Source organism: Kitasatospora sp. NPDC022785 (genome assembly GCF_055561295.1).
In genome coordinates this window covers 1-24993 of the sequence record NZ_JBVHHB010000041.1, presented here as the reverse complement: position 1 = coordinate 24993, position 24993 = coordinate 1, and the positions used below count along the sequence as shown (strand labels likewise).

Sequence of the window (24993 nt, the reverse complement as noted above, 5' to 3'; positions counted from 1 at the left end):
CCCCGGGCCGCCCGGGCCCCCGAGTGCGCAGGCCCGAGGGAGCGCGCACCGGGCCGAGGTCAGGCCGGGCCGGTCGCCCGGACCCACCGGGCGAGCTGGACCGCTCCGGCCACCGCCAGGGCCACGCCGAGCGGGGCCACACAGGCTCCGGCGTATTCGAGCAGCGGGCGCAGCCGTGCCGGCGGGTCGAAGGCGGCCACGGCCGTCATGGGCATCAGCCAGGGCAGTGTCCCGAGCCCGACGCCCACGGCCCGGAGCGGGTCCCTTCGTCGGCCGGCCAGTCGGCTCAGCAGGGCCGGTGCCGTCAGGGTGCCGAGCCAGATCGGCAGCAGGCCCAGCATGGGCAGCGGCAGGTACTGCGCCATGTACCGGTCGGCCGCGATCGCGGGGAGCGCGACGGCGACCGCGAGTGCGGCCATCTCCCAACGGCCCCGCTGTGTGACGTCCACGAGTCCGGCCGGTGCGAGCAGCACGAGTGCGCCGACCAGTGCCATGCCCGCCAGCTGACCCGCCGAGTACGGGTACAGCCCGCTTAGGGCCTGCACGCCGCCACTGAGGAGAACGGCTGCCACGCCCGCGATCCGGGCGGCCCGCCAACGGCCGGTCACGGCGAGCCCGAGGGCGAGCAGCCACGGTGCGGCGCGGGCCAGCTGGAGGACCGCGGCCAGCACCGCGTGGCCGAGGCCGAGATTGGGTTGGGGGTCCCGGATCCGGTGGACCAGCCCGGGCAGCAGGAAGTACAGGGCGCAGCCGGCCGCGAGCGCGAGTGCGACCGGTGCCGCTCCGGCCAGCACGCGGCCGGCCGGGTCCGTGGGGCCGATCCGCAACCGCAGCCGCAGGGCGTGGGTGGCGAGGTCGCGGTACTCCCGGAGCACCGCACTGCGTGTCCGGCCCTGGGTGGCCTCGGCGAAGGTGGCGTGGATGTCGTCGCCGTGTGCGGAGCGGTACCGGGCGGGGTAGAGGCCGATCAGCAGGCGGGCCGCCCGTGGGGCGTCGTGGCCGGTCGTGACGTCGTTCATGAGGTCGCCCCCTGGGGTCGCGGACGGAAGGCGCCCAGCCGACGTTCGGCCTCGGTGGCGGCGGCCCGCAGGCGTTTGGCCTCCTGTGCCAGCGCGTCCTGTCCCTGGTCGGTGAGGGCGAACGTGCGGCGCAGTCGTCCGCTGACCACCTCTTCGCTCTCGATCCGCACCAGGCCCTGCTGGAGCAACCGGTCGAGCGCGGTGTAGAGCGTGCCGGTGCTCAGGCGGCTGTGCCCGTCTGAGATGGCGAGCACCTCTTGGATGATCGCGTAGCCGTGCCGAGGGGTGTCGGCCAGTGCGGTAAGCACGAGCCTGGTCGGCTCCTGTAATTGACGGTAGGTCATGCATGGAGCTTAGAGCGATCATCGCTATATGTCGATGATCGGACGATGAGTGGGATGGGGTGACGTCACCTGCCGGCTGCCCAGGCCCTGGGCAGCGCCTCAACGCGGCCGCCTTCACCGACTGCGCGTCGATGATGCCCGCGGTCGGCTCCGGATCCCGGCCGGCGGCCTCGCGGACCCGATCCCGCAGCCGGTCGTGGAACTCGGCGACCAGACCCTTGTCCCGCCAGCGCCGGGAGAAGGTGTAGACACGGTCCCACGCGGGAAAGTCCGCGGGCATCGCCCGCCAGGTGATGCCGCCCGCGACCAGGTAGCGCACCGCGTCCACCATCCAATGCCACGAAGTTAAGGGCTCGGCGGCGGTGTCGAGGGTGGGCGAGGGAGTGCGGGCGCCGGGGGCGGGGTGGAGCTGGTCGGCGTCAGGTGAAGGCCCACCACTGGTCGTCGCCGGGGTCCGGGTGGCAAGGGTAGACGCCCAGGCGCAGGCCGGGGGTGAGGTCGGCGTGGCCGGGGACGTCGAGGCACATCGGCGTGGGCGTGCTGTCGGACTTGACGTTGACGAGCATGAAGCCGTTGGCGTCGTTCCATTGCAGGCGCCACAGGTGGTTGTCGCCGTCGGTGAGGTCGCAGGGGTAGAGGCCGACCTGCGAGGGAGCCGGGACCCCGTGCTCGGGCGGGTCCACGCACAGGGTGGACCCGGCCGGGCGGAGGGCGAACTGGCTCGCGTTGCCGGCGCCGGGCACGAGGTCGAAGTACTGCAGGTGCTCTCCGGCCGCGCCGCACCGCTCCTGCACCACCGGGTGCCCCATGTTCGGCACACCGCCTGTCGGCACGTCGACGCACAGATTCGTCGCCAGGTTGCGCAGCGAGCGGCGGGGCGGGCCGGGGGGCGCCACCGGGACCGGGGCGGGCGCGGGCGGTGGGGGTGTGGTGGCCGACTGGGTGGAGGTGGCGGACGGGCGGGAGGAAGGGGTGCTCACGGGGTTACTGGCCATGGCCGAGCGGGTGGTGGCGAGGGCTGCCGGCTCGGGTGCCGGGCTGGTGGCCGCCGGGGGCGAGGTGGGGGTGACAACCGGCGGCTCGGGTGCCGGGCTGGTGGCCGGCTGCTCCGGGGTGCCGCTGGCGGTCGGGGACTCGGGCGGCGCGTCCATGGGCTGGGGCCCCGCGCTGTCGGCGGTGCTGGGCGGCGACGGTGCGGCGGCGGGCCGGCCGCCGCGGTGCTGATCCTGGTTGGCGATGACGACCGCGGCGAGCAGGGCGGCCAGCAGGGTCCACTGGACCGGGGTGCGCCAGCGGGTCCACCACGATCCGCTGACGGCGGTTCGCCTGCGGGCGGCGGCGGCCGAAGCGGGGGTCCCGTCGGCGGGGATGGAGGGGGTGGTCGCGGGGCCGGTACCGGAGGGCAGCGGTGTCGGGGGGCGCCTGTGCGGCGCCGCGGGCTCGAGGGCTTCGGCGTCGTCCTGCCGGGGCTGGACGGCGTCGGGAGGCGCAGCGGTCGGTTCGGCGGGGGGCAGCGGGTCGGGCGCGACGTTGGGTTCGGAGACGGTGTCCGTGCTGGTGGGGGGATTGTCCGCCGGTTGTCCGGCGTCGCCTGCCTCGTCCTGTGCCGGTGGGTGGGACGGGGCGGGGGCGGGGTCGGCGGGCGACGGGGGGACGGGCTGGGCCGGGACGGGCTGGGCGGACGTGGCGGCGGCGTGCAGGCGTCGGGCTTTGTCGGTGGCGAGCTGCCGGGCCCGGGGGTCCTGGGCGAAGCGGTGCTCGACCACTTTGCTGAGCCGGTCCCACGGGATGATCTTCTGGCCGGAGCGGTACTCGCTCCAGGTGCTTCTGGCCAGGTTGTAGCGCTTCTCCAGGTCGCTGACGGTGCTCTCTGCGGTCAGCTCGCGCAGGAACTGCGCGAGGGCGTTGGCCTGTTCGGTGCGGCCCCGTAGCGGACCCGGCGGACGGCCGGCCTTCCCCATCTCTCCTCCTCGGATATCCGGCATGTTCGCCGGTGTTCGCAACCTGCGGCGCGCTGACCTGCGGTCCGGCCGATGCGACCCGACGGACAATCAGATCAGGTTCCAGCGTGGTGTTCCACCGCTTCCGGCAAGCCCGGCAAGCGGGTTCTCCGACGACGGATGGGACCCCACACGATGAACCGACCACGGCGCGCAGCCGCCCTCGCCGCCCTGGCGCTCGCCATCGGCCTGAGCGTGCTGCCGGCCCACGCGGACAGCAGCGACCGCCCTCAGCGGCCCACCAGCACCGGCACCCTCGGCAAGGGCGCCGCCCCCGGCGGCCCGGTCACCCGCGACCAGGTCCTGGCCCGCGCCCGGCACTGGGCCGAGCAGCGGGTGGGCTACAGCTGGGTGCGCTGGTGGAGCGACAGCGCGACCGGCAGTGGGTACCGGCAGGACTGCTCCGGATTCGTCTCGATGGCCTGGCAGCTGAAGGAGAGCTACGACACCACGGGCCTGTTCTCGGTCGCCGACAGGATCACCTGGGAGCAGTTGCAACCCGGAGACGCGCTCGACATCGGCGGCGTGAAGGGGCACGCGATCCTGTTCGCCGGGTGGACGGACAAGGCCAAGGGCGAGTTCCGGTACTACTCCGAGAGCAACAGCCGCACGCCGACCTCTGCGGCGACGGCGCGGCGCGGCGACCCGAAGATCGGCGGCCATCCCACGAGCTCGTACGTCCCCCTCAGGTACCGGAAGATCACCGACAACCCCGCTCCCCCGCCGCCCGTACCTCCCGCGCCGTCGGTGCCCGTACCGGTCCCGGTCACACCCGCGCCGGCTCCGGTACCGTCCCTGCCGGCCCCGACTCAGTCGTCCGCGCCGGCCTCCCCACCCGCACCCGCATCGCCCTCCGTGCCGCCGACGCCCGAACCGGTACCGTCCCTGCCGGCCCCGACTCAGTCGTCCGCGCAGCCGGCGCCCGAACCGGCACCGTCCACCGCCCCCGCGGCGCGCGACAACGCCCGCCCCTCCCCCTCCGCCACCGAGCCCGCCCCGGCTCCGGCCGCGCCGCCGCGCCGGACGCTGCGGAACGTGGCGACCGGTCTGTGCGTCGACGTGCCGACGGGCGGGGTACCGACCATGGGGCACCCGGTGGTCCAGGAGCGCTGCGGCGCGGGCGCCGGGCATCTGCAGCAGGTCGACCTCGTGCCCGGCACCGGCGGCGCGAGCGGGTTCGCACTCCGTCCGGCCGGATCCACGCTGTGCGTGGACCCGCCGAACTACGGGGCTCCGGCGCCCTCGCAGGTCGGCCTCTACCCCTGCGACTACAGCAGCGCCGACAACCACCTGTGGCTCCAGCGCTGGACCGCCGATCGCACCGCGTTCCTGCTCGTCAACGCCAAGTCCGCCGGCACGCCGACGCCGATGTGCCTGGACGTCCCCGGACACGCCGACCCCACCCCGGGTCTTCGCCTGGGTGTCTACCCCTGCCACCCGGAACCCGGCGACGACCACTGGTGGACCCTCGCCTGACCCGCCGTCGACACGCCTCCGCAGCAGCCGCTGCGGCTGATCCGTCCTGCCCGGCACACATTCAAGGAGTCCGAAATGACCCACCCCGAGCCCGACTTCACGACTGGTACCGACGGCCCCCCGCCCCGCCCCGGGCGGGGCAAGGCCGTGCGCCTGCTGAGGATGATCGCGCTGATCATCGCAGCCGTCCTCGCCATCAGCGTGAGCGCCAACGCCGCCACCCGTGGCAAGCCCACCCAGAAGAAGACCACCCCGACTGTGAACATGGCCAAGGTCGTCGCCAGCAGCAAGGGAGCGTACGTCCTGCCCAAGAACGGCTCTGCGGTGTACCTGTGGAGCCCCGGGCGGGCGGCCTGGCAGAGGATCGGCGGCCCGGCGAAGACCATCTACGCCGGCGTGGACACCGTGTACGCCACCAACCCGGTCACCGGCGACGTCTACCAGTACAACGGAAAGCCCGATGACTGGACCCGCATCAGCGGCCCCGTCGCCGACCTCGCCGCCACGAACAAGCACCTCTACAAGATCCCGGCCGACCGCTCCGGGGTCTGGGAGCACACCGGCCCCGGCGACACCTGGCGCAAGGTCGGCTCCCCTGCCGCCCACCTCTACACCTACACGGGCGTGACCCCGGCGATGAAGCAGCGGGGCCCCGCCGCGCTGACCAAGCCGTCCGACAGCCCGCTGTTCGCCACCGACCGCGACACCGGCAACATCTCCCGCTACCTCGGCAGCGCCAACCAGTGGAGCGTCATCGGTCAGCCCGGCGCCGAGTTCGCCGTCACCGACGAGAACCTCTACGGCCTTTCCCCCGACCACTCCGGTGTCTGGCAGTGGAACGGCAAGGACGGCAAGGCCAGTGCCTGGACCAACGTCCGTACAGTGCGCACCGAGCGGATCATCGCCTCCGACACCCTCTTCGCCGTCGACTCCCGAACCGGTGACATCCACAAGCACAACGGCAGCGGGACGTGGAACAAGATCGGCCAGCCGGGATCCGCGTTCACCAGCTCCGGCGGCCAGCTCTACGGCATCACCCCCGACGGGGCCGCCCTGTACCGCTACACCTGGGACAAGCACAACAACTGGGCCGCCGCCGGCGCACCCGTTTCCCCGGCGCCCCAGGCGGAGAAGATCGCTGCCCTCGACCACATGGTGCAAACAGGGCAAGCCGCGACCGACGCGTACTTGAACGCCTACGCCGCCAACCGAAAGGGCACGCCCGACCGGTACGAGTTCAACTGGTCCACGAACGTCTGCAACTCCCCGGCCCCCGACATGCCGTTCCGCTTCGACTTCACCAACGCCTGCATCCGCCACGACTTCGGCTACCGCAACTACCGCGAGCTGCTCGGCGAGGGCAGCTTCCGGTTCAAGGGCCTCAGCGGCCTCGAGCCCTCGCCCAAGGACCGCGTCGACAAGGTCTTCCTCCAAGACATGGATGCCGTCTGCGACGCCTCCTACTGGCCGGTCCAGCCCACCAAGATCCAACGTGACACCTGCCACGGGACCGCCCGGACCTACTGGGCAGCCGTGGTGGCCCTCGGTTGAACGACCCGCGATGGCGGTGCTGGGCTGGTCACCACCTCGAAGTGGTGACCAGCCCAGCACCATCCACCCAGCCAGGCGTGGCCACAGAGTGACGCCTGCGGCCACGTCTGGTGGAGCCGCTGCCGCGGCGATCTACGTGCCGGCCAGGGCTTCGGGCTCTTCGTCGTCCTGGGCAGCCTGGCCGGTGTCGATACGTTCGACTCGGCTGGCCAGCACCGGCCCCGCGTTTGGCCTGGAGAACACGCTCCTGGCGCGGCGTGCGGGCGGCTGCCCAGCACGCTGCTGAAGCGCTCCAGGAGCACCGACGAAACCCTCTGATCAGGGCCTACGCAGGCGCTGAGCAGAGCGCACTCCCACGCTGTACGTGATCGTTTCCCGCTCCGAGCCCGCTCTGGGTGTCCGATCTGATCATTAGGCTTCCGCCCATGACCAGTGATCCCGGGTTCACCTGCTCGTGCTGCGGCGAGCACCACGCAGAGCTGCCGATGAACTACTCGACAACGGCCCCCTACGTCTGGGACCCGAGCTTCGCCGACGCCCCTGACTGCCTGCTCTCGTCGGATCAGTGCGTCATCAAAGCACAGCACTACTTCGTCAAGGGCCTGATCGAGATACCGGTCATCGGCGGCAGCGACGTCTTCTCCTGGGGCGTCTGGGTCTCCCTGAGCCGCGAGAACTTCGCCCGCGCCGCAGACCTTTGGGACTCACCAGGGCGCGAATCCGAGAAGCCGTACTTCGGCTGGCTGACCACCGAGCTTCCCATCTACTCGCCCAGCACCATCAACCTGAAGACCAACCTCCACACGAGGCCGGTCGGCCAGCGGCCCCTCATCGAGCTCGAACCCACCGATCACCCCCTTGCCGTCGAGCAGAGGACGGGCATCACCCGGGATCGTGTGCGCGAGATCGCCGAGGCCGTTCTCCACTCTGCCAACGACGGCTCCTGACCATGACCGGCCAGGATTGGGAGAACGACCCGGCGTACCGGGGGGTGGTGCGAGCGTTCGTGGACGGGGATCCGCTCGACCAGATAGGTGGGCCCCTCGATGTTCGCGCGGTGGTGGCGGGTATCCGTCCGGAGGCCAAGGACCGGTTCCTGCTAGAGGAGGTGCCATGGGACCGTTTCCCGGAGGGCGGCAGGGTTCGGGAGGTCATGGAGCGGATGCGCTCGGACGACGACGCCGCCGTTGACTGGGCGCTCGGTGTGCTGATCGGCCTGTGTGCCGACGACATGAGGGCCGCGGTCGCGCCGGCGGTGCCCTTCCTGATTCGGATCGGTACCGGTCCGGAGGCCGGTTACCGCGCCGAGGCCCTGACCGTGGTGGGCGAGGCAGCCCGCATGCGGCACCAGGGCGTTTGCACGCGTGCAGACATGCTGCGATTCCGTGGCGATGACGAATGGTCCTTCGAGGTCACCGGTTACCTGCAGAACTGGTCGGTGCAGGCCGCCCGCGGCGCGATCGCCGCGGACACCGATCTTCTTCTGCCCCTGCTCGACGACCCCGACCACGCAGTGCGCATCGCCACCGCGTACGTGCTGGCAGCCGCCTCCGACCGCGCGCAAGACGTCCTTGCCGTGTTCCGCTCCCGCCTGCTCGCCGAGCACAACCCGGCCGTACGCGCGGGCTTGGTCCTGGCAATCGCGCAACTGGCCCGGGCACACCAGGACCTGGAGACGATGGTGTGGATGCGGGCCTGCTGGTCCGACCCCGCACGACCGCCCGAGGTACGCGTGAGCGCCGCGCTGGGGTGGCTATGCCTCACCGATCTGCCGGTCCCGAACGAGCTACGCGCCACGGTGGACGATCTCGCCACCGGTGAGACAGCCCGGTTGATGGCGCCGCTGCCGTGGATGCGCGCGGTGGGAACCGCTAGGGGAAGCAGCCTCCACCGCTGCCTGCGCAGCATGTTGGACCCCGACATGACAGACATCGGAGACTGCGACGACCCGTGGTCCTGACTACGGGTCGATCACCAAGCAAGCTTGCCCGGCAGGTTTCCTCAGTAGCAAGGGATCAACGGCTCGCGACAGGCATGCATGCAACGGGGCGGCGCCTGGGCCTGACAGGCTTTCCGGAGACTTTCCTTTCCTTACCTCCCGTCGAATTTCCGGACATTCCTGGCGCGCACATAATCGAGGGGTATGTCCTCCCGACCACGGTTGACCACCTGGCGTTTCCTTACCCCTGTACTACTTCTTTCGAGTGGGACCTGGCTGTCGGATTCGGTTTTTTGATTCCCGATTGGATAGCGTCAGGCTTATGTTTGCTGACCTACCACTGGCCGAAGCCATCAAGGACCCAGAAAGAAAGCGGGTCACATCGCGCGTCCGGGCCACAGATCAGTTTCGAGGGCGCGTTCAAGGCTGGCGATGGTCAACAGGTCCGGCCAGCCGGAGCTGGCGAGGACGTTGGCGATGGTCTGCCGGTTGATCCCGGAGTCGCGGGCGAGCCGGTTGGCGCTGATGCCGCGGTCGCTCATGACGGTGGCGAGGCGGCGAGCGAGGGCCTGGGCGACGCGGGCACCGTGGTGCTCGGCCAGTGCGGCATCGGGCCAGGTCCCGGTGAGGACGAAGGCGCGCGGGGCGAGCGCGCGGGGAGAGTCTCCAGGCACGTCGTCCAGTCTCTCCCACTCCGATCCACTGGTTCCGCCCCGGCAAAGGGTGCTAATCCACTAGCGTGCGAGTCCGTTAGCAACCTTCCTGCCGGCTTCTATCAGTGGCGGTCCGTCATCTCCCGCTACATCGACAACTACACCCCGCGTCCCGCCCCGTCGTCCTGGCCCCGGCTGGCTCCAGAGGTCCGCCGGATCGTCAAGGAGGCGGAACCGCTGCTGTCCTACACCGCACGCGAGCTCCTGGGCCCGCTTGCCCGCCTCGCAGTGTTCGCCGATGGGCAGGGCATGGCGTCGAGCGCGCAGTGCTGGCTGTCGCGGGAGGTGATCGAGCGGTTCGTGCTGGTGGGCTGCCCCACGGCAGGGGAGGCGACGCGCGGCAACTACCGCTCGCGGTTGCTGCGGCTTCGTGAGGCCGTGATCGGCCCGGAGATGGCCACGGGGCGCCCCGTCAAGCTGTCCGCATCGACGGCCTCGCGCCCGTACACCCCCGGTGAGGTCACCGCCCTGTGGTCGTGGTCGCTCAGCCAGCCCACGGTCGAGCTGCGGCACGGCTCCCCGCTCACTCGACCACTTCGACCTCGGCGACGGACCCGTCCTGCTGCTCCCGCGCCCCTCCTGCCCGACCTTCACCGCCCGGGTTTCCACAGGCTCCCTACCCTCCAAGGGCAGCTTCTTCGAGTCCGGGGCCAAGGTGGTGGGCAGCACCCACCAATGGACCGCCCGCGACCCCAGGACGCTGGCCGCCAACGCCAGGCGTGACCTCGACCGACTCTTCCCTGGCCTGCTCAAGCCCTGACCTCGCCCGCCGCCGGGCCTGGGTGAAGTACCGCCGCGGCGACACCCTGGACGCCCTCGCCCGCGCCGTCACCGGACCGGCCTCCCGGCCTCCCGGCCGCACGCGCTCGTCCTCGAACTCGACGACGGCCGGATCCTCCTCACCTCCCCCGGCTCGCCCCCGTCCAGGCCCGCGAGGTCGCCGAGGCCGTCCGCCCGTTCCTCGGCTCCCCCGGCCGCGACCCCGACCACCCTCTCACCACCCCTACCCCCTGCACGTCGAACTCAGCCTCACCGACCGGCCACCCGCCGCCACCTTCATCCGCCTCCGCGGCGACTGACGCCCTCGACGCCCGGTCCCTGCGGATCGGGCCCTCGGACATCACTGGGTGCCACGCCGTACGCGGTGCGGAAGGCACGGCTGAAGTCCGCGTGCGCGCGGAATCCCCAGCGGGCGGCGACGTCCCCGATCGTGCGGTGGCGCAGCCGCGGGTCGACGAGGTCGACACGGGAGCGCTCAAGACGGCGACGGCGGATCGTGGCGGCGACCGTCTCGGGCCGCGTCCGGAACAGTTGGTGCAGGGTGCGCAGCGAGATGTGGTGGTGCGCGGCGATGACGGCCGGGCACAGCTCCGGGTCTCCCAGGTTGTGCTCGATGAAGGTGTCGACGCGCGCGAGCAGCACCTGCTCCCGGGTCTCCACGGGCAGCGCGTCGCGTGCGTCGAGCAGGCCCGCGAAGTAGGCGGCGGCCAGATCGACACCGATGGCGCCCGTCCGGCGGAGCTCTGCCGGGCCGCCGTGGCCGGCACTGTCCAGGAAGCCGGACAGGAAGTGCCCGAGCAGCCCCCCGGCGGGCGATCGGACGGCGAGGGAACGGCCCAGCAGACGCTCCATCCGGTCGGCCTTCAGCGGCACGGCGGTCCGGGGCAGTTGCATCAGCGTGACCCGGTGCCTGCGGTCGTCCCGGGTGAAGAAGTCGGCCGCCAGCGGGCGGGAGGTGTCGAACACGGCCAGGCTGCCGGTCGTGAGGCTGGCGACGTTGCGGGACTGCTCCAGCTGGATCGGGCTGCCCTGCACCAGGAACAGGTGGTACTGCTCCGGGTCGAAACGCCGGATCTGGGCCGGTCCGCGACGGGCCGACATCGGGGAGAACGCGAACTCCGCCACCCGGGCGCCGGGCAGATCGACCGCCCTCGCACTCCCGCGGAAGCCGCCCTCGTGGTCGCTGGTGAGCGCCACGGGCATGACGTCGGTCTCCATCAGGCAGCTCCACCACTCCAGCCGGTCCGGTGGAACCACCCCGTCGGTGGAGACCGACACCAGCGCCTCGGGTGCCGACCCGCACGCCCCTGCTTCGGTTGACGTGAACACAGAGAGATGATCCGGGTCGCAGCCGGCCCGCGTCCAGGCAGTTGTCGGCCATGACGGACGCCGACTGCGCCCGGTGCCAAGGAAGTTCGCACGCAGCGCCAAAGACCCGGGCGCCGGTGCGCGGCAACGATGTGACCAGCACACGACACGATCCTTCGATTCCCAGAGGTGACACCGTGACAGAGCACCGAACCCCCGGCTCCGGCTCGCCCGCGAGGATTCTCGCCGCGCTGGTCATGACCCTCCTCGCACTGGTGGGCACCGCGAGTGCGGCCGGCGCCGCCACCACCCCGGACTTCTCGGCCCAGGCCCACGGCCTCGGCCTGACCGACGCCCAGGCGAAGAGCCTCCAGGAGCGCGTCGACGCCTACCTGGCCACCACCGGCGGCACCCAGGTCTCGGCCAACAAGATCGCCCTGAACGGCGGGGAGCTGCTGCTCGCCCTCCCCGGGGAGCAGAAGGCCCGCAGCGTCCCAGCGGCGGGTGACGCGACGAGCCTGGCCGCCTCCTGCCCGTACACGTACGTGTGCGCCTACAGCGGCCCCAACTACACCGGTGACGTCCTGACGCTCTTCACGTGCAACTACCTGGTGTCCATTCCCTGGTCCGGGACCGGCTCGTGGATCAACAACCAACGGGCCACCCTGCACGCCAAGTTCTACGACTCGAACCGCAACCTCGGCTGGACGTCGCCCGGCGGCTACAGCTCGGACTCCGCCGCCCCCTGGGGCTGGGTCTTTTGGCTCAGCCCCTGCTAGGAGCCGCCTGATCAACCGCTGGTCGCGGCCCGAGGACTCGGGCCGCGACCGTGATCGATGACGCCTGCGCCCCGCGGGCACCTCGGGCACGCGGGAGGAGGCGTGCCCGGCGCGCTCCCGCCCGGCCTTGAACGCCGGTTCCGGTGCCGGGTGCTTGGCCTACCGGAAGTGCTCGTGCTCCCACGCGAAGCCGGCGCGCACCGCACCCACCACCGCCTCGCCGGTCCACTCCCGCGCCTCGCCGACCCGCATCGGATCCACCGTCTTCCCCGTCCGGCCCCGCTCCGGGGCTCCACGGCTCCTGGTATCGCACACCCCCGCACCGGCCAGCCCGGAGAACGCCGCAACACCACCCGCCAAGGGCACCCGGCCTTGACAGGCCGCTCGAGCTCGGTGCTGGTGATGTTGTCGTCCTGGGGGATGTGCTCGGCTCAGTGCGACCAGTAGGGGTCCTCGGTGTCCGGTGTCAGGGGCGAGAGCGGGCGGGCGTAGTCCGGAGCGTACGCGACGTCAGCGCCGCTGACGGACATGGTGAGGGTGACCGTCCCGTCCGGTTCCGGGGAGAGCGCAATCCAGACGGCAATTCCCTCCGAGGTTTCAGCGCTGAGTTGGTCCGGGCCCTCGTCCGCTGCTCGGGGTCCCGGCCGGCGGCTTCTGCTGGTAGCCGTGCAGCCGCCGTGCAGCCTCGATTCGGTCCTTGAGCTCTTGCCGATGGGACGCGCTGATCCTGGTACGGGCGGTGAACCGCCGGGGGGCGACGCGCCTCTGCTCCTGGTCCCGAACACCGGTGGGGTCAAGCGCCTAACGGCCGGCTGAGACGACGGACCGGGCGCAGCGGGTACAGCAGGACGGCCTGGACGAGGGCCAGGAGGGCGTGATCCCGTCTCGGCCCCAACCCCTGACCCCGCCCCCCGGCGCCATGCCGACCGCCACCGTGGTGCTTGCTGCCCGGCCGGCCCCGGTCGACCGGCGAAGGTCCGGTGTGAGCCCCCGTTTGAGTGCCCTGATGTGCGAGCCGTCGATGGCGGCGTCGTCCATCTCCAACAGCCCCGCCGCCCGCAGTTCGCCGAGCAGGACCTCGTGCAGGCGCGGCCACACGCCGGCCTCGGTCCAGTCCCGCAGGCGCCGCCAGGCGGTGACTCCGCTGCAGCCGGTCCGCTCGGCGGGTACATCCCGCCAGCTCACGCTCTTGCACAGCACGTAGACGATGCCGCGCAGGGCGGCACGGTCGTCCGCGGGCAGCCGGCCGGGGTAGCGGTGGCGTCGCGGCGGACGTGGCGGCACAGCGGAGCCACCCGCTCCCACAGGTCATCAGGCACAAGATCATCCGACACGTGCAGCACTCTGCCGCCCGGCCACCTCAACTGCCAAGCCCCTGAGCCGAACTCATTTTGAAATGATCAGTAAGAGGACCGTGTCATAGGGCTGGCCGGGTGTAGCGCGGGTCCTGGTTGCCGAGGTAGACCACGGTCATGGTGAGCCGGACCGGCTGAGCGGTCGGGTTTCGGTACACGTGGGTCCGGTCGCCTCGGATGCGTACCGACCCGCCTTCCGGGACGTGGAACGAGGCTCCGCCGACCTCGACGTCGAGTTCTCCCTGATGCAGGTGGATCAACTCGCGAGTGCCGGCGGGATGGGCGTGTGAGCTGATCTCGTCGTTCGGCGCGATGACGAAATCCCACAGTTCGACGAACGGAGCTTGGCCGTCGTTGATGAGCAGCCTCGCCTCGCTGGCACGTCCGGCTCGCCGGACGTCGATGTCGGCGGCGGTCGTCACGTGGCCGAGATCGTCGGGCGGTTCGACGAGTTGTCCGATGGAGATCCCGAGTGTGGCGCAGATGCGGGCGACCGTCGCGATGCTGGGATTGGTTTGCCCCGTTTCGATCTGCTGGAGCATGCCGCGGCTGACTCCGCTGCGAGAGGCGAGGTCTTCCAGGCGCCAGCCGCGCTCTCTTCTTCCGGCCCGCAGATTCGCCGCCAACGTCGCGCTGACTGCCTCTGCTGGATCTGTTGACACCGCACTGCCTCCGCGACCAGGATGTTGTATCTGAGTTCCGAGATAATGTACCCGAGGGAGTCGAGCATGACGAGCCAGAACCCAGCCGCTCACCCGGATGTCCAGTTCTGCCTGGAGGGGGTCGGGGTAGCCGAGCCCGGTTGGAAAACGCTCATCGTCACCGCGACAGCCGACAGTCCTGCCGACCCGCAGGACATCTGGGCGCTCTGGAGCGATCTGGGCAGTTGGCCGTCCTGGTCGCCGTTGCACCAGGGCACCGAATGGACCGGACCGCCCGGATTCGCGGCGGGTGCGACCTTCGACCAGACTCTCCGCCTCGGTTTTCCCGCCGGAACCACCACCGACCACGTCACCGTCGGCATCGCCGAGTCCGCTCGCCGCGCCTCCTGGTCCGGCGATGCCAACGGGGTGCGCTCCTGCCATCTGTGGACCTTCACCGCGCGCCCTGGAGGGGGAACCCGAATCGGCAATACCGAGGTGTTCGACGGCACGGTCATCGGCCTGACCAAGCCGATGATCGCCTCACGCTGGCGACGCCAGTTCCAGCAAGCCGTCGACACACTCGCGAGCAGGGCGGCGCAAGCCCGCCGTTGAGAGCGCTGCTGCCGGCGCACCGGGTTCCGCCGCGCCGCGCTCGCCCCGTCCAGCGAGCTCGCATGCAGGGGCGGCCGTCGAGATGGTCCCGAGCGGCCTGGACGAAGGCGCGGACGAGGAGGGTCTCGGAGGAAGCGCCCCGGACATCTCGACGTCATGGCGCCTCGTGGCGCACCCACCCGGATCGAAGCTGGCTGCTCGGTACCGTGCAGGCGTGCTGACCGCGTCGCCGTGGCTGCGGCGCGGCGCGACCTGAGCCGCGGGCCGAGAGCGGCCGAGTCCGTCACTTGACCAGATGGAAGCCCGGATGCCGGAGCCAGGCGGCCAGGAACCACGTCACAACCGAGCGGTCCCCCCGTTCCGGAACGGGGGTGCGTGGGGACAGGACGAGCACAGTGACCGCTCCTGGCTGCTCAGGATGACAGTGCGTCATGATGCTGGTATGTCAGATGAACGGACCACCCCACGCGCCATCGCCGACAGCTACCTCGACCAGGTCGCAGCGCACGACCCGCTGGAATCCGCATGGCTGGGCCTGCACCCCGGCGACGACCGGCAGCCGGACCTCTCGCCGGAGGGCTTCGAGGCCCACGCCGAGATAGCACGCCGTTCCCTCGCCGCACTCGACGCCGCCCCGGTGACGACCGATCCCGCCGAGCTGGCCTGCGCCAGGCTGCTGCGGGAGCGACTCACCGCCGAACTCGCCGTCCACGACGCCGGTGACAACTACCGCCAGCTGCGGGCGATCGGCGCCCACGTCCACCAGGTCCGGGACATCTTCACCTTCATGCCCACCGCCACCGACGAGGACTGGGCGGCCGTGGCCGGGCGACTGCGCAATCTCCCCGGCGCGCTGGAGGGTTACCGGGCCACCCTCACCAAGGGGATCTCCCGCGACCTGCTCGCCGCCCCGCGCCAGGTGGACGTGGTCATCGGCCAGCTCACCGCCTGGACCGGAGGAACGGCAGACCGGGCGGCCGGACCGCAGGCGGGCGCTGGCGCCGGCTGGTTCGCCGGCTTCGTCGCGGGCGGTCCCGAGTCGCTCCGCGCCGAACTGGACGCCGCCGCCCTGCGAGCCACCGCCGCGGTCGCGGAGTTCCGGGACTGGATGCGGGACACCTACGCCCCCGCCGCCGCCGGCACGCCGGACGCCGTCGGCCCCGAGCGCTACCTGCGTGCCGCCCGCTACAACACCGGCGCCGACCTCGACCTGGAGGAGGCGTACGACTGGGCCTGGAGCGAGTTCCACGGGACTCTCGCCGACATGCAGGCCGCGGCCGCCGGCGTCCTGCCCGGCTCGACTCCGCTGGAGGCCATGCGCCACCTGGAGCGGCACGGCCACGCGGTCAAGGGCGAGGAGGGCATCCGCGACTGGCTGCAGCAGCTCATGGACGGGGCGATCGATGCCCTCGACGGCCGCCACTTCGACATCACCGGACCGATACGCAAGGTCGAGTCCCTGATCGCGCCCGCGGGCAGCGTCGGAGGGCCCTACTACTCGGGCCCCAGCCTCGACTTCAGCCGCCCCGGCCGGACCTACCTGCCCACACTCGGCCGGGAGTCCTTCCCGACCTGGCAGCTCGTCAGCATCTGGTACCACGAGGGCGTGCCAGGCCACCACCTGCAGCTCGCCCAGTGGGTCGCCGTAGCCGACCGGCTGAGCCGCTACCAGGCCACGCTGGGCATCGTCAGCGCCAACATCGAGGGCTGGGCACTGTACGCCGAGCGGCTCATGGACGACCTGGGGTTCTTCGCCGAACCCGGCTACCGCATGGGTTTCCTGGACGGGCAGATGCTGCGGACCATCCGGGTGATCATCGACATCGGGATGCACCTGCGGCTCGCCATCCCCGCCGACTCCGGCTTCCATCCCGGCGAGCGCTGGACCCCGGCCCTGGCCGCGGAGTTCATGGCCACCTACAACGGCGCCTCGGCCGAGGAGCGGGGCGGCCAGATCGACCGCTACCTGGGCTGGCCGGGCCAGGCCATCGGGTACAAGCTCGGCGAACGCGTCTGGCTGGCAGGCCGCGAAGCCGCCCGGCGGCGCCAGGGCCCCTCCTTCGACCTCAAGACCTGGCACATGAAGGCCCTCTCCCAGGGCTCCCTGGGCCTGGACGATCTGGCCGGCAACCTCTCGGCGCTGTAGGTCCCGACAGCGTCGGACGAGCCGCGCAGCGCCGAACCGCGCTGTCCTGGCAGGGCAAGGAGCCCCCCAGGGCAGCGCACCGGCCGGCCCGATGTGCGGTCCAGTGTCGTTGGGGCGCCCGCCCGACCACGACCAGGCTGAGACACGTGACCACTATGAGAGGGTGACGTATGAGTCTTCGTCCGGGGCTCTTTCTGTTGCTGCGTCACCTGGTGGTCGCATTGTGGTCGCCGGGCCACATCGGCCAGGGCGCTGATGGTTCTCCTGTTGCTGTCTGCTGATACGCGGGCAGTTGCCGGTGCGGGCGTGGGCGCTGGCGCCAGGGGCGCTGGGCGCGGCAGACGAGGTGTCCGAGTCGGCGTTGTCGCGGGTCCAGGCGACGGCGTCGACGGCCGCGCGCCCACTGCCGTGCCGTGCAGGTGAGGTCGCCGATCCTGTGGAGGAGGACCGACTGCGGTGGGCCGAGGACCGTGGTGTGGCAGGCTGCCCCGCGCGGGAAACGGGACGAACGGGTCATCGCCTGCCAGCGGTTGTTCGCTTCGCGCATCGCGGCGCGGGCGCACTTCGTTGCGGGCCATGACGTCCTCCAGGAGCGGTGGCGAGAACCATAGAAGAATGAAATCTGTTTTCATCTAGAACATCCAGCGCAGGCGCTACTGGCTGCCCGACGAGAGCCGGTACGCCCTTTCGATGGCGCGGCTTCGATGGCGCGGCCCGCGAGGGCGGCGGCTGGGGCGGGCGTGGCGGCGCCCGTGAAGGCCGCGAAGTGGCGCGAGTTGATCGGCGGCTGACGGGCGGGGTTCGGCGCAACATTTCGCGCGGCCCGATGCGTGACTACTGGTGGCGCCGGTACGACGGCGCCGCGAATCGGGGCAGGGGGCCGGGATCGGATGTCACCGGAACGTGAGAGTCAGTTCGACGAGTTCGTCGCGGCGCGCTACGCGGCGCTGCGCCGCACGGCGTATCTGCTGTGCGGGGACTGGCATCGGGCCGAGGACCTGGTGCAGGCCACGCTGATCAAGCTGTACGCGCGCTGGTCGCGGCTGCGGGACCCGCAGTCCGCGGCGGGCTACGCCCGTACCACGCTGACCCGCACCTACATCGACGGCCGGCGCCGGCGTTCCAGCGGTGAACTCACCGGCCTGGACCTGCCGGAGCAGGCCGCGGCCGGGCCGGACAACGACCGACGGCTCGCGCTGCTGGCGGCGCTGGCCCAGGTGTCGCCCCGCTACCGGGCCGTCCTGGTGCTGCGCTACTGGGAGGACCAGAGCATCGAGGAGACCTCGGCGATCCTCGGCGTGAGCACCGGAGCCGTGCGCTCCGACGCACACCGGGGCCTGGCCCAGCTGCGGGCGATCCTCGGTGAGTCGCTCAGCGAGATCGCCGCAATCTGACGCGGGGAGAGGAGAGAGGCATGACATCGCAGAACGACGCAGAGCAGGTCCACCGGATGACCGCCGCCCTGTTCCAGGAGGTGTTGGCGCAGCCGGAGCCGGACCCGCCGCCGGTGCTGGACGAGGTGCGGACAGGCGGTCGCAGGTTGCGCCGCAGGAGGCGGCTGGCGGTCGGGGTGGGCGCGCTGGCCGTGCTGGCGCTGTGCGGGACGGGCACGGTGGTAGCGGTGGGATCGCGCCCGACGTCGGTGGGGCCGGCGGCCGGGGGCACGGGCAGGCCGGTACGCCAGGACGGCATGCACCAGCTCGACAAGTGGCACGACCGGATGCTCGCCGCGCTGCGGGCGAACCTTCCGGCGGGCTACGTGAACGTCGTCGACGGCAGCGGCCCGACCACTTTCGAGCTGGTCCGTGAGGACGGGGGCACCGTGGCGGTCGCGGCCGTCATGGGCAACCCACTCCCGGCCGGGACGTATCCGCGCAGCCCCTGCGACGCGGCCGGGCCTGCCGGGCGGGCGTACTTCGCGGACTGCCGATCGGTCACCCTCTCGGACGGCTCGACCGGCTGGCTGAGCAAGGGCACCACGAACCCGGTCACCGGCGTCACGCTGGCCACCCCGCAGGGAAAGGTGTTCGGACTCGGCGGTGTTCCCAGCGGCGGCGGCCACGACGTCGGCCCGGCCCCACTGGACGACCTCGAAGCCCTGGTCCGCGCCCCTGAGGTGGCCGCAGTGCTCCAGGGTGTCCCGATGAACGCGCCGAGCTGAGCCGCGGCGCGGGTACTCCGTACCGGCGGCGCTGGACCAGGTGCTCGGGCAGCGGTGCCGCGTGCAGGACGGCGCGACCGGAGACGGCGCGGGTGAGGGCGCCGTAGAGGCGGCGCAGGCCCGTTCGCGCCTCCGGTTCGCCGCCGACGACGGTGCTGATGCCGTGCGCGGCCACTCTCTCTTCGCGAGGTGACGCGGGTCACATCATTCCCATGTCACGAACGGAAGGGCAGCTTGCGTCTGGTGGTCGTCCGCACGGCGGGAACGGTCGACACGAAAGAGGCAGTAGAACGATGAACGCGACAGCAGCGCAGCAGCACGAGGTCCTGGTCCTGGGCGCCGGTTACGCCGGGCTCTCCGCCGCGATCCAGCTGGCGGCCCGCACAAGGAAGCGTGGGAACCTGCGAGTGACGCTGGTCAACCCTTACGACACTTTCACCGAGCGGCTCCGGCTGCACATGACCGCCACCGGCCAGGAGACGGCCGAGATGAACGTCCCGGAACTGTTGGACGGCACCGGGGCCGGCTTCGTCCGCGGCTGGGTCACCGCCGTGGACGCCGAGGCAAAGACCGTCCGGATCGACGACGACCGCATCCTGCGCTACGACACCCTGGTCTACGGCCTGGGCAGCATCGCGGACACCGTCGCCGTCCCCGGCGTGGACGACCACGCCTACACCCTGAACAGTCCGCAGGACGCCGCCCTCCTCGCCGACCGGCTGGCCCGGCTCGACGGCGGGACCGTCGTGGTCGGCGGCAGCGGTCTCACCGGCATCGAGGCCGCCGCGGAGATCGCCGAGCGGCACCCGGAACTCCAGGTGGTGCTGCTGGGCCGGCAGGAGCCGGGCGCGAGCATGCACCCGAAGGCCAAGGCCTACCTGGACGCGGCGCTCGCCCGGCTCGGCGTGCAGGTGCGCAGCGGCGTCGAGGTGGTCAAGGTGCTGCCGGACAGTGTCGAGCTCGCGGACGGCTCCGGCATCGAGGCGGCCGCGGTGCTGTGGACCAGCGGCACCCGCGTGTCCCCGCTGGCCGCGGCCGCGGGCCTGACCGTCGACGAGCGCGGCCGGGTGGTGACCGACAGCGCGTTGCGTTCGGTCTCCCACCCGGACGTCTACGCCGTGGGCGATGCGGCGGCGATCCGTCAGGGTTTCGGCGTGATGCACGGGACCTGCCAGAGCGGGATGCCCACCGGAGTGCACGCGGCTCTGTCGATCCTGCGGGTACTGGCCGGCAAGGAGCCGAAGCCCTTCCGCTTCGGCTACTACCACACCCCGGTCAGCCTGGGCCGCGGCGACGCCGTCGTGCAGTTCACCCACCCCGACGACAGCCCGCGCCGGATCGTGCTGACCGGCAAGCGGGCCGCGAAGTACAAGGAGACGGTCACCGCAGCGCCGTGGCCGACCTTTCTCCGCATGAAGAAGATGCCCGCCTCGGGCGCCCTCTGGCCGCACGGCGGCCGCTACACCCGCATCAGGAGCGCCAAGTGACCCATCCGCAACCGGCCGGCCCCGACCAGCTCGCCTTCCGGCAGTACCGCACCCTGCTCTTCTCCGTCGCCTACCGTATCCTCGGCTCCGCCGTCGATGCCGAGGACGTGGTCCAGGACGCGTGGCTGAAGTGGTCGGCGGCCGACCGTTCCCAGGTCGCCGACCCCAAGGCCTACCTGACCCGGATCGTCTCCAACCTGTCGATGGAGCGGCTGCGTTCGACCCGCCACCAGCGCGAGACCTACGTCGGGCCGTGGCTGCCCGAGCCGATCCTCACCGGCCCGGACACCGCCGACGGCGTCGCCACGGCGGACTCGGTCTCCATGGCTCTGCTGGTCGTCCTGGAGACGCTGAGCCCCCTGGAACGCGCGGTGTTCGTCCTGAAGGAGGTCTTCGCCTTCAGCTACGCGGAGATCGCCCAGGCGGTGGAACGCTCGGAGGCGGCGGTCCGGCAGGCCGCGCACCGCGCCCGCGAGCACGTCCAGGCCCGCCGGCCCCGGTTCAGGGCGGACCGCGCCCGCCAACGCGACGTCACCGAGCGGTTCTTCGCGGCAGCGACGGGCGGCGACATCAACACCCTCATGGAACTGCTCTCCCCGGACGTGACGCTGTGGACCGACGGCGGCGGCAAGGTCCGCCAGGCCCTCAAGCCGGTCATCGGCCTGGAGACCGTGGCCGGATGGTTCGCCGCGCTCGGCACCGCGACCTACCAAGGCATCGAACCCGGTCAGATGCGGGCAGAGCTCACCTGGATCAACGGCGGCCCGGGCGTGGTCTTCCACGGCCCGGACCGGGTGGTCGCCACGATGACCTTCGACTTCGACCCGGAGGGCCGCATCTCGGCCATCCACAACGTGGCCAACCCCGACAAACTCCACGCCGTCGCCGACGGCACTCGACACGAACTCCCCTGAACGGCCCCGTCGTTGTGGACCCCTCCGGAATCCCCGTGGTGGCCGGGCCCGGCCGCCGCTCCCCCACCGCCGGGTCCGGGCCCGGCGAGGTGTCGGCACCCGACACGGCCGCCACCGCCGCCTGGCAGCCGCTGGAGAGAGGCGAGCAGCCCGTGCGGGCGTGTCCTGCCTGCACCCTGCGCCACACCCGGGGAACCGCCGACCTAGCCCACCTCCACCCGCCCGCGCACCGCACCCTGTGCCCGCGCCACCACCACTGGAGCCACGGCCCCGACACCAGCCTGACCACCGCCGCCCTGCCCGAACTCGGCCAGGCCTGGCGCGACCACCAGCGCCTGATCCGCCACCCGCGCGCCGCCGCGGCGCCCAGCTGGGCAGGCGCCATCACCACCCGCTGGTAGGACCAGCAGACCCACCGCGCCGCACGCCGGCAGCACCGGCTCCACTACCTCGCCGACGCCAACCCCCACGCCACACCGACCACACAGTCCTGGGCCCCGTACGCGCGAGAACTCGTCACCTACCCCGAGACGATCACTCTCGCCCGTGTCCTGGCCACCGCACGCCTGCCCCGGCAGCCACGACAACGCCCCGCGCCTCAGGCCCATCCCGCCATCACCGCGTTCCCGACCCACACCGCCCACCAGCTCCGCCTCGAACGCCTCGCACCCCCACCCGGCGACCTCCTGTGGACCTGGATCCACCACCCACGCACCAGCTGAACCCCGACAAACCACACGTCGCCCACCTGTGGGGCTACCGACAGACCAGCAAGCAACCCCAGGACATCTCAGACAACCCACGATTCCCGACCCGTCACCGATACCCACAGGCCAGAACCCCGCACAGCGATCCCACCCAACAGAAACCGATCAAGAAACCGCGCGCCACCCGAGGCGCGGCTGCGGGTCGGGCACATCCTGGCCGTCACCCGCACCCAGGCCGCGTTCGTGGCCGGCGCCCGGAAGGCGGGCGACGAGTGCGCGCCGCTGGACTTCCTGCCCGAGGTCTACCACCGTTACGGCGAAGGCCGGGACACGGAGGCCTTGGAAGAGGCTCGGTCCGACCTGGATGCCGCACGGGAGGCCAACCGGGACCTGGCAAGAGCCCTTAACCAACGCGGTTGATCTGCGATGTCCCACCGTGCACGGGTCCCTGAAGCCGCCACGGCACGACGGCTGTCGCGGCGGCGGCCCGGTTCACGCCGTCTCAACGCCTACATGAGTGCGGTGATGTCGAGGCTCATCAATCTCGTCGAGCAAGGCGATTGCGAAGTCGTGGTGAGAGATGCGGCTGGCAGCGTCGGCGGAAGCGGTGGAGTAGCGCCCAGAGCGCGTCCCGTCAGGATCGAAGTCGCCCGCTGGACTGACGATCAGCCAGTCCAGCGCGGTAGTCGAGGTGCGCAGCACACCTGCCCCGGCTGCATGAGCGAGGCAGAAGGGCCGGTACTCCGGCGGAAAGCCGGGGCTGTCCATCAACGGCGTCCCGTCGGTGGTCTCCAGAACGGCCGCCAGGCCGACGACGACCAACCGGCCCACACCGGCTTTCGGCAGCCCGTCCGAGAGCGCTTGCGCAGCGGTTTTGAAGAACACGTCAGCCTGGGCGCCAGGGTCGTAGGCAGCCATGATCGCAGCGTCTTGCCCGTTCGCGAGGTCCGCAACGGAGTCGGCGTCGGTGACATCACCGACGAGCAGGCGGACTCCCGCCCCTTCGAGATCCCGGTACTTGTCCGGATCCCGGACGACCGCGGTGACATGGTGCCCGCGCCGGACCGCCTCGGCGACAACTGCCCGTCCAGCACGGCCACCTGCGCCGAAAACAATGATCTTGCCCATGCGGCTACCTCGCTTCGTCTCGACAAGCTCTGCCTGCTGACTCCGCAAAGTAGCCGGACCCATGGTTACCTCCTGGATACCGAACTACCGTGGCCCCTGTGACAAAGCCTCTGGACCCGGACATGTTCGACCCGCTCTGCCCCTCTGAGCTGATGCCGATCCGGGTGGGTGACAAGTGGGCCGGGATGATCATCCAGTGTCTTGAAGACGGCCCACGGCGGTTCTCCGAACTACGAACACCGCTGCGGAACGTCACGCCGAAGGTCCTCACCCAGTCACTCCGGACCCTGGAACGTGACGGCTACGTCATCCGCACCGTCCATGTCGAACCATCCCGCCACGTCGAGTACGAACTGACCTCGCTCGGCCGGAGTCTCCTCGATCTACTGGGCGTGGTCCGCGCATGGGCCGAAACTCACCTGGACGAGCTCATTGACGCCCGCGAGGCAGCAGAGCGGAGCACACCCACCGGCTGACGCGCCAGGCCATCCGAACGACGGTTGGCGCCATACCTGTTGCACCCGCCACTCTGACCTCACCCGGCGCCGAGCTGCACAAAGTGGACTCCACCCGCCTCGCACCACGGGGTTACCCCCAGAGAGGGCTGCGCACCGCCGGCGCGCAGAGCAACCCTGCCGGCCTGGCAGCAGCACTACGTGGTCTTCCCGCGGCTGCTGTTCGTCCTGGCCGACACCGGCGAGCGGGCCGCCCGGCAGCGCATCCGCGACCTCCAGGCCATCGCGGACGCCCACCCGCTGGTCGCCCGGATGCTGATGACCGTGAAGACGAGGTCGAGGGAGATTCCGCTTTCGACTCCAAGGGTCAGGTCGCGGTGGGAAGGCAACGCGCTGCCGCGAGTTTGGCCATCGTCCGAAGTTTCGCGAAGTAGGAGGCGCAGTACCCCGAGTTGATCAGGGGCACGATCTTGTCGAGGTCGGCGATGCACGCCCAGAGGATGGCAATGCCACTGTCGTCGAGCCCACCGTTCAGCTCTCTCTGGACAAGACCGGCGACGTCGGCGTCCAGGAGGATCAGCTCCACGCCCTCAATGTCAATGCCGCGGAAGCTGTCGGGGAACGGGGCGCGCCGGTGCTCCTCCCCCAGCCGGGCGAGTCGGTCTTCAGGCTGGGCTCCGCTCATGTCGACGGCTGCCACGTCTGCCGAGGATGGTGGGCGAAGGAGGAGGGAAACAGCATCGAGGACGGCACGCACCATGGCGATGGCCCTGGCCGGGCCGAGGGCGGCACTTGTCACGGTGCCCTGCGTGAGTTCGTCGCGCAGTAGTCGGCTGCGGTCGAGTTCGGCGGTGAGTTCGGCCGTGATGAGCCCTGCGTCGGTGGCCCGCTCGATGAGGTCCTGGAGTGGTTCGTTGATCGCCAGACGCTCGGCAAGGACGTGCTCCAGGGCGAACAGGGAATGCGTGACGGCGACGGTGGCGAACTCGTACCGGTAGTAGGAGTGCCGGATGAGCTCGCGGGACGTTTCCATCGCGCTCATGACGTACATCGACGCGTCGCCGGGCAGAACGAGGTCGGCCACCAGGGCGTGCATGCCCGCGTAGTCGAGAACGACGTCGCGGGAACGCGGGTCCGGTACTGGCAGCGGGAGCGGGCCGGGCAACGGCGGCAGGGTGTTCACCAGTGCAGTCTTGCCATCCGAAGGCTGCCGGTGCCAACGGATTTGCTCGGCGCGGTTGGCGACCCGGTGCCGCACCTCGAAACTGGCCCGGTCCGACCTTAAAGAACAAGCTCGACGGATCCGGAGCCACCATCAAGGTGTCGCTCCTGGGCCTCAAGGTGTCCAGGAGTCACCAAGGTTTCCGGGGCGGACCATCAAGACACCTCACGGCGCCAAGCCGTCAAGTCGGTGGCCGGGTGGAGCGTGGGGCGGTCGAACAGAGCTGATCTTCGTACGCCAGAATCGCGGTATG

General features: G+C 71.1%; 21 protein-coding genes and 1 pseudogene. 13 read left to right on the top strand and 9 right to left on the bottom strand.

The annotated features are described in order from the left end of the window. Positions 1 to 59: 59 nt before the first annotated feature. From ACZ3YO_RS37855 to ACZ3YO_RS37845, 3 genes are all read right to left on the bottom strand, one after another. A complete protein-coding gene (locus ACZ3YO_RS37855) occupies positions 60 to 1019 on the bottom strand; it encodes a hypothetical protein (RefSeq protein WP_465578597.1) in 960 nt (319 codons plus the stop codon). Next, positions 1016 to 1363, bottom strand: coding sequence for a PadR family transcriptional regulator (locus tag ACZ3YO_RS37850; protein WP_465578563.1), 348 nt, complete (start codon positions 1361 to 1363; stop codon positions 1016 to 1018). The genes ACZ3YO_RS37855 and ACZ3YO_RS37850 overlap by 4 nt, the downstream gene beginning before the upstream one ends. A gap of 419 nt (positions 1364 to 1782) precedes the next feature. Continuing rightward, entirely contained in the window at positions 1783 to 3324 is a 1542-nt protein-coding gene (locus ACZ3YO_RS37845) for an RICIN domain-containing protein (RefSeq protein WP_465578561.1), read from the bottom strand. 174 nt (positions 3325 to 3498) lie between these two features. Here ACZ3YO_RS37845 and ACZ3YO_RS37840 point away from each other — a divergent pair, with 174 nt between their 5' ends. From ACZ3YO_RS37840 to ACZ3YO_RS37825, 4 genes are all read left to right on the top strand, one after another. Then, on the top strand, positions 3499 to 4839 hold the full coding sequence (locus tag ACZ3YO_RS37840) for a hypothetical protein (protein WP_465578559.1): 1341 nt from the start codon (positions 3499 to 3501) through the stop codon (positions 4837 to 4839). A gap of 75 nt (positions 4840 to 4914) precedes the next feature. After that, complete coding sequence (locus ACZ3YO_RS37835; protein ID WP_465578557.1) at positions 4915 to 6390, top strand: phospholipase A2; 1476 nt, start codon at positions 4915 to 4917, stop codon at positions 6388 to 6390. Positions 6391 to 6875: 485 nt separating this feature from the next. Next, entirely contained in the window at positions 6876 to 7337 is a 462-nt protein-coding gene (locus ACZ3YO_RS37830; protein WP_465578595.1) for a DUF2199 domain-containing protein, read from the top strand. A gap of 2 nt (positions 7338 to 7339) precedes the next feature. Then, complete coding sequence (locus ACZ3YO_RS37825; RefSeq protein WP_465578555.1) at positions 7340 to 8350, top strand: hypothetical protein; 1011 nt, start codon at positions 7340 to 7342, stop codon at positions 8348 to 8350. Positions 8351 to 8706: 356 nt separating this feature from the next. Here ACZ3YO_RS37825 and ACZ3YO_RS37820 read toward each other — a convergent pair whose 3' ends face one another. Together ACZ3YO_RS37820 and ACZ3YO_RS37815 are read right to left on the bottom strand one after the other, a co-directional pair. Then, the gene (locus tag ACZ3YO_RS37820; RefSeq protein ID WP_465578553.1) at positions 8707 to 9003 is read right to left on the bottom strand and encodes a helix-turn-helix domain-containing protein; all 297 of its coding nucleotides are present in this window, start codon (positions 9001 to 9003) and stop codon (positions 8707 to 8709) included. A 1095-nt stretch (positions 9004 to 10098) separates the two neighbouring features. Then, the gene (locus tag ACZ3YO_RS37815) at positions 10099 to 11151 is read right to left on the bottom strand and encodes a helix-turn-helix domain-containing protein (protein ID WP_465578551.1); all 1053 of its coding nucleotides are present in this window, start codon (positions 11149 to 11151) and stop codon (positions 10099 to 10101) included. Between the two features lie 176 nt (positions 11152 to 11327). On the opposite strand from ACZ3YO_RS37815, the gene ACZ3YO_RS37810 reads away from it, so the two are divergent. Then, the gene (locus ACZ3YO_RS37810) at positions 11328 to 11909 is read left to right on the top strand and encodes a peptidase inhibitor family I36 protein (protein WP_465578549.1); all 582 of its coding nucleotides are present in this window, start codon (positions 11328 to 11330) and stop codon (positions 11907 to 11909) included. A gap of 934 nt (positions 11910 to 12843) precedes the next feature. On the opposite strand, the pseudogene ACZ3YO_RS37805 reads toward ACZ3YO_RS37810, so the two are convergent. Both ACZ3YO_RS37805 and ACZ3YO_RS37800 read right to left on the bottom strand, forming a co-directional pair. Then, positions 12844 to 13243: pseudogene (locus tag ACZ3YO_RS37805) on the bottom strand (transposase); the annotation flags it as partial. An 83-nt stretch (positions 13244 to 13326) separates the two neighbouring features. Continuing rightward, entirely contained in the window at positions 13327 to 13926 is a 600-nt protein-coding gene (locus ACZ3YO_RS37800) for a helix-turn-helix domain-containing protein (protein ID WP_465578547.1), read from the bottom strand. 66 nt (positions 13927 to 13992) lie between these two features. On the opposite strand from ACZ3YO_RS37800, the gene ACZ3YO_RS37795 reads away from it, so the two are divergent. The 7 genes from ACZ3YO_RS37795 to ACZ3YO_RS37765 all read left to right on the top strand — a co-directional run bounded on the left by ACZ3YO_RS37795 (position 13993) and on the right by ACZ3YO_RS37765 (position 21629). After that, positions 13993 to 14520 carry an SRPBCC family protein gene (locus ACZ3YO_RS37795; RefSeq protein WP_465578545.1) on the top strand — a complete coding sequence of 176 codons (528 nt, stop codon included), beginning with the start codon at positions 13993 to 13995 and terminating at the stop codon, positions 14518 to 14520. A 442-nt stretch (positions 14521 to 14962) separates the two neighbouring features. Then, positions 14963 to 16666 carry a DUF885 domain-containing protein gene (locus ACZ3YO_RS37790; RefSeq protein WP_465578543.1) on the top strand — a complete coding sequence of 568 codons (1704 nt, stop codon included), beginning with the start codon at positions 14963 to 14965 and terminating at the stop codon, positions 16664 to 16666. An 890-nt stretch (positions 16667 to 17556) separates the two neighbouring features. Next, positions 17557 to 18060 carry a SigE family RNA polymerase sigma factor gene (locus tag ACZ3YO_RS37785; RefSeq protein WP_465555306.1) on the top strand — a complete coding sequence of 168 codons (504 nt, stop codon included), beginning with the start codon at positions 17557 to 17559 and terminating at the stop codon, positions 18058 to 18060. Positions 18061 to 18080: 20 nt separating this feature from the next. Then, positions 18081 to 18827, top strand: a complete 747-nt coding sequence (locus ACZ3YO_RS37780; protein WP_465578541.1) for a hypothetical protein — start codon at positions 18081 to 18083, stop codon at positions 18825 to 18827. Between the two features lie 293 nt (positions 18828 to 19120). After that, positions 19121 to 20314 (top strand): NAD(P)/FAD-dependent oxidoreductase, encoded by a 1194-nt coding sequence (locus ACZ3YO_RS37775; protein ID WP_465578539.1) that lies wholly within the window; start codon positions 19121 to 19123, stop codon positions 20312 to 20314. Continuing rightward, a complete protein-coding gene (locus ACZ3YO_RS37770) occupies positions 20311 to 21228 on the top strand; it encodes an RNA polymerase sigma-70 factor (RefSeq protein ID WP_465578537.1) in 918 nt (305 codons plus the stop codon). Before ACZ3YO_RS37775 ends, ACZ3YO_RS37770 begins: the two co-directional genes overlap by 4 nt. Positions 21229 to 21263: 35 nt before the next feature. After that, positions 21264 to 21629, top strand: a complete 366-nt coding sequence (locus ACZ3YO_RS37765; RefSeq protein WP_465578535.1) for a hypothetical protein — start codon at positions 21264 to 21266, stop codon at positions 21627 to 21629. A 798-nt stretch (positions 21630 to 22427) separates the two neighbouring features. Here ACZ3YO_RS37765 and ACZ3YO_RS37760 read toward each other — a convergent pair. After that, positions 22428 to 23063, bottom strand: coding sequence for an NAD(P)-dependent oxidoreductase (locus ACZ3YO_RS37760; protein WP_465578533.1), 636 nt, complete (start codon positions 23061 to 23063; stop codon positions 22428 to 22430). 98 nt (positions 23064 to 23161) lie between these two features. Here ACZ3YO_RS37760 and ACZ3YO_RS37755 point away from each other — a divergent pair, with 98 nt between their 5' ends. Further along, entirely contained in the window at positions 23162 to 23539 is a 378-nt protein-coding gene (locus ACZ3YO_RS37755; protein WP_465555320.1) for a winged helix-turn-helix transcriptional regulator, read from the top strand. A 346-nt stretch (positions 23540 to 23885) separates the two neighbouring features. On the opposite strand, the gene ACZ3YO_RS37750 is transcribed toward ACZ3YO_RS37755, so the two are convergent. Then, positions 23886 to 24701: a hypothetical protein gene (locus ACZ3YO_RS37750; protein ID WP_465578531.1), complete on the bottom strand. Its 816-nt coding sequence runs from the start codon at positions 24699 to 24701 to the stop codon at positions 23886 to 23888. Positions 24702 to 24993: the final 292 nt, after the last annotated feature.

Bases quoted from the DNA above. Each gene is read 5' to 3' on its own strand.
- ACZ3YO_RS37855 (WP_465578597.1), bottom strand. From the start codon at position 1,019: ATGAACGACGTCACGACCGGCCACGACGCCCCACGGGCGGCCCGCCTG.
- ACZ3YO_RS37850 (WP_465578563.1), bottom strand. From the start codon at position 1,363: ATGACCTACCGTCAATTACAGGAGCCGACCAGGCTCGTGCTTACCGCA.
- ACZ3YO_RS37845 (WP_465578561.1), bottom strand. From the start codon at position 3,324: ATGGGGAAGGCCGGCCGTCCGCCGGGTCCGCTACGGGGCCGCACCGAA.
- ACZ3YO_RS37840 (WP_465578559.1), top strand. From the start codon at position 3,499: ATGAACCGACCACGGCGCGCAGCCGCCCTCGCCGCCCTGGCGCTCGCC.
- ACZ3YO_RS37835 (WP_465578557.1), top strand. From the start codon at position 4,915: ATGACCCACCCCGAGCCCGACTTCACGACTGGTACCGACGGCCCCCCG.
- ACZ3YO_RS37830 (WP_465578595.1), top strand. From the start codon at position 6,876: ATGAACTACTCGACAACGGCCCCCTACGTCTGGGACCCGAGCTTCGCC.
- ACZ3YO_RS37825 (WP_465578555.1), top strand. From the start codon at position 7,340: ATGACCGGCCAGGATTGGGAGAACGACCCGGCGTACCGGGGGGTGGTG.
- ACZ3YO_RS37795 (WP_465578545.1), top strand. From the start codon at position 13,993: ATGACGAGCCAGAACCCAGCCGCTCACCCGGATGTCCAGTTCTGCCTG.
- ACZ3YO_RS37790 (WP_465578543.1), top strand. From the start codon at position 14,963: ATGTCAGATGAACGGACCACCCCACGCGCCATCGCCGACAGCTACCTC.
- ACZ3YO_RS37785 (WP_465555306.1), top strand. From the start codon at position 17,557: ATGTCACCGGAACGTGAGAGTCAGTTCGACGAGTTCGTCGCGGCGCGC.
- ACZ3YO_RS37780 (WP_465578541.1), top strand. From the start codon at position 18,081: ATGACATCGCAGAACGACGCAGAGCAGGTCCACCGGATGACCGCCGCC.
- ACZ3YO_RS37775 (WP_465578539.1), top strand. From the start codon at position 19,121: ATGAACGCGACAGCAGCGCAGCAGCACGAGGTCCTGGTCCTGGGCGCC.
- ACZ3YO_RS37760 (WP_465578533.1), bottom strand. From the start codon at position 23,063: ATGGGCAAGATCATTGTTTTCGGCGCAGGTGGCCGTGCTGGACGGGCA.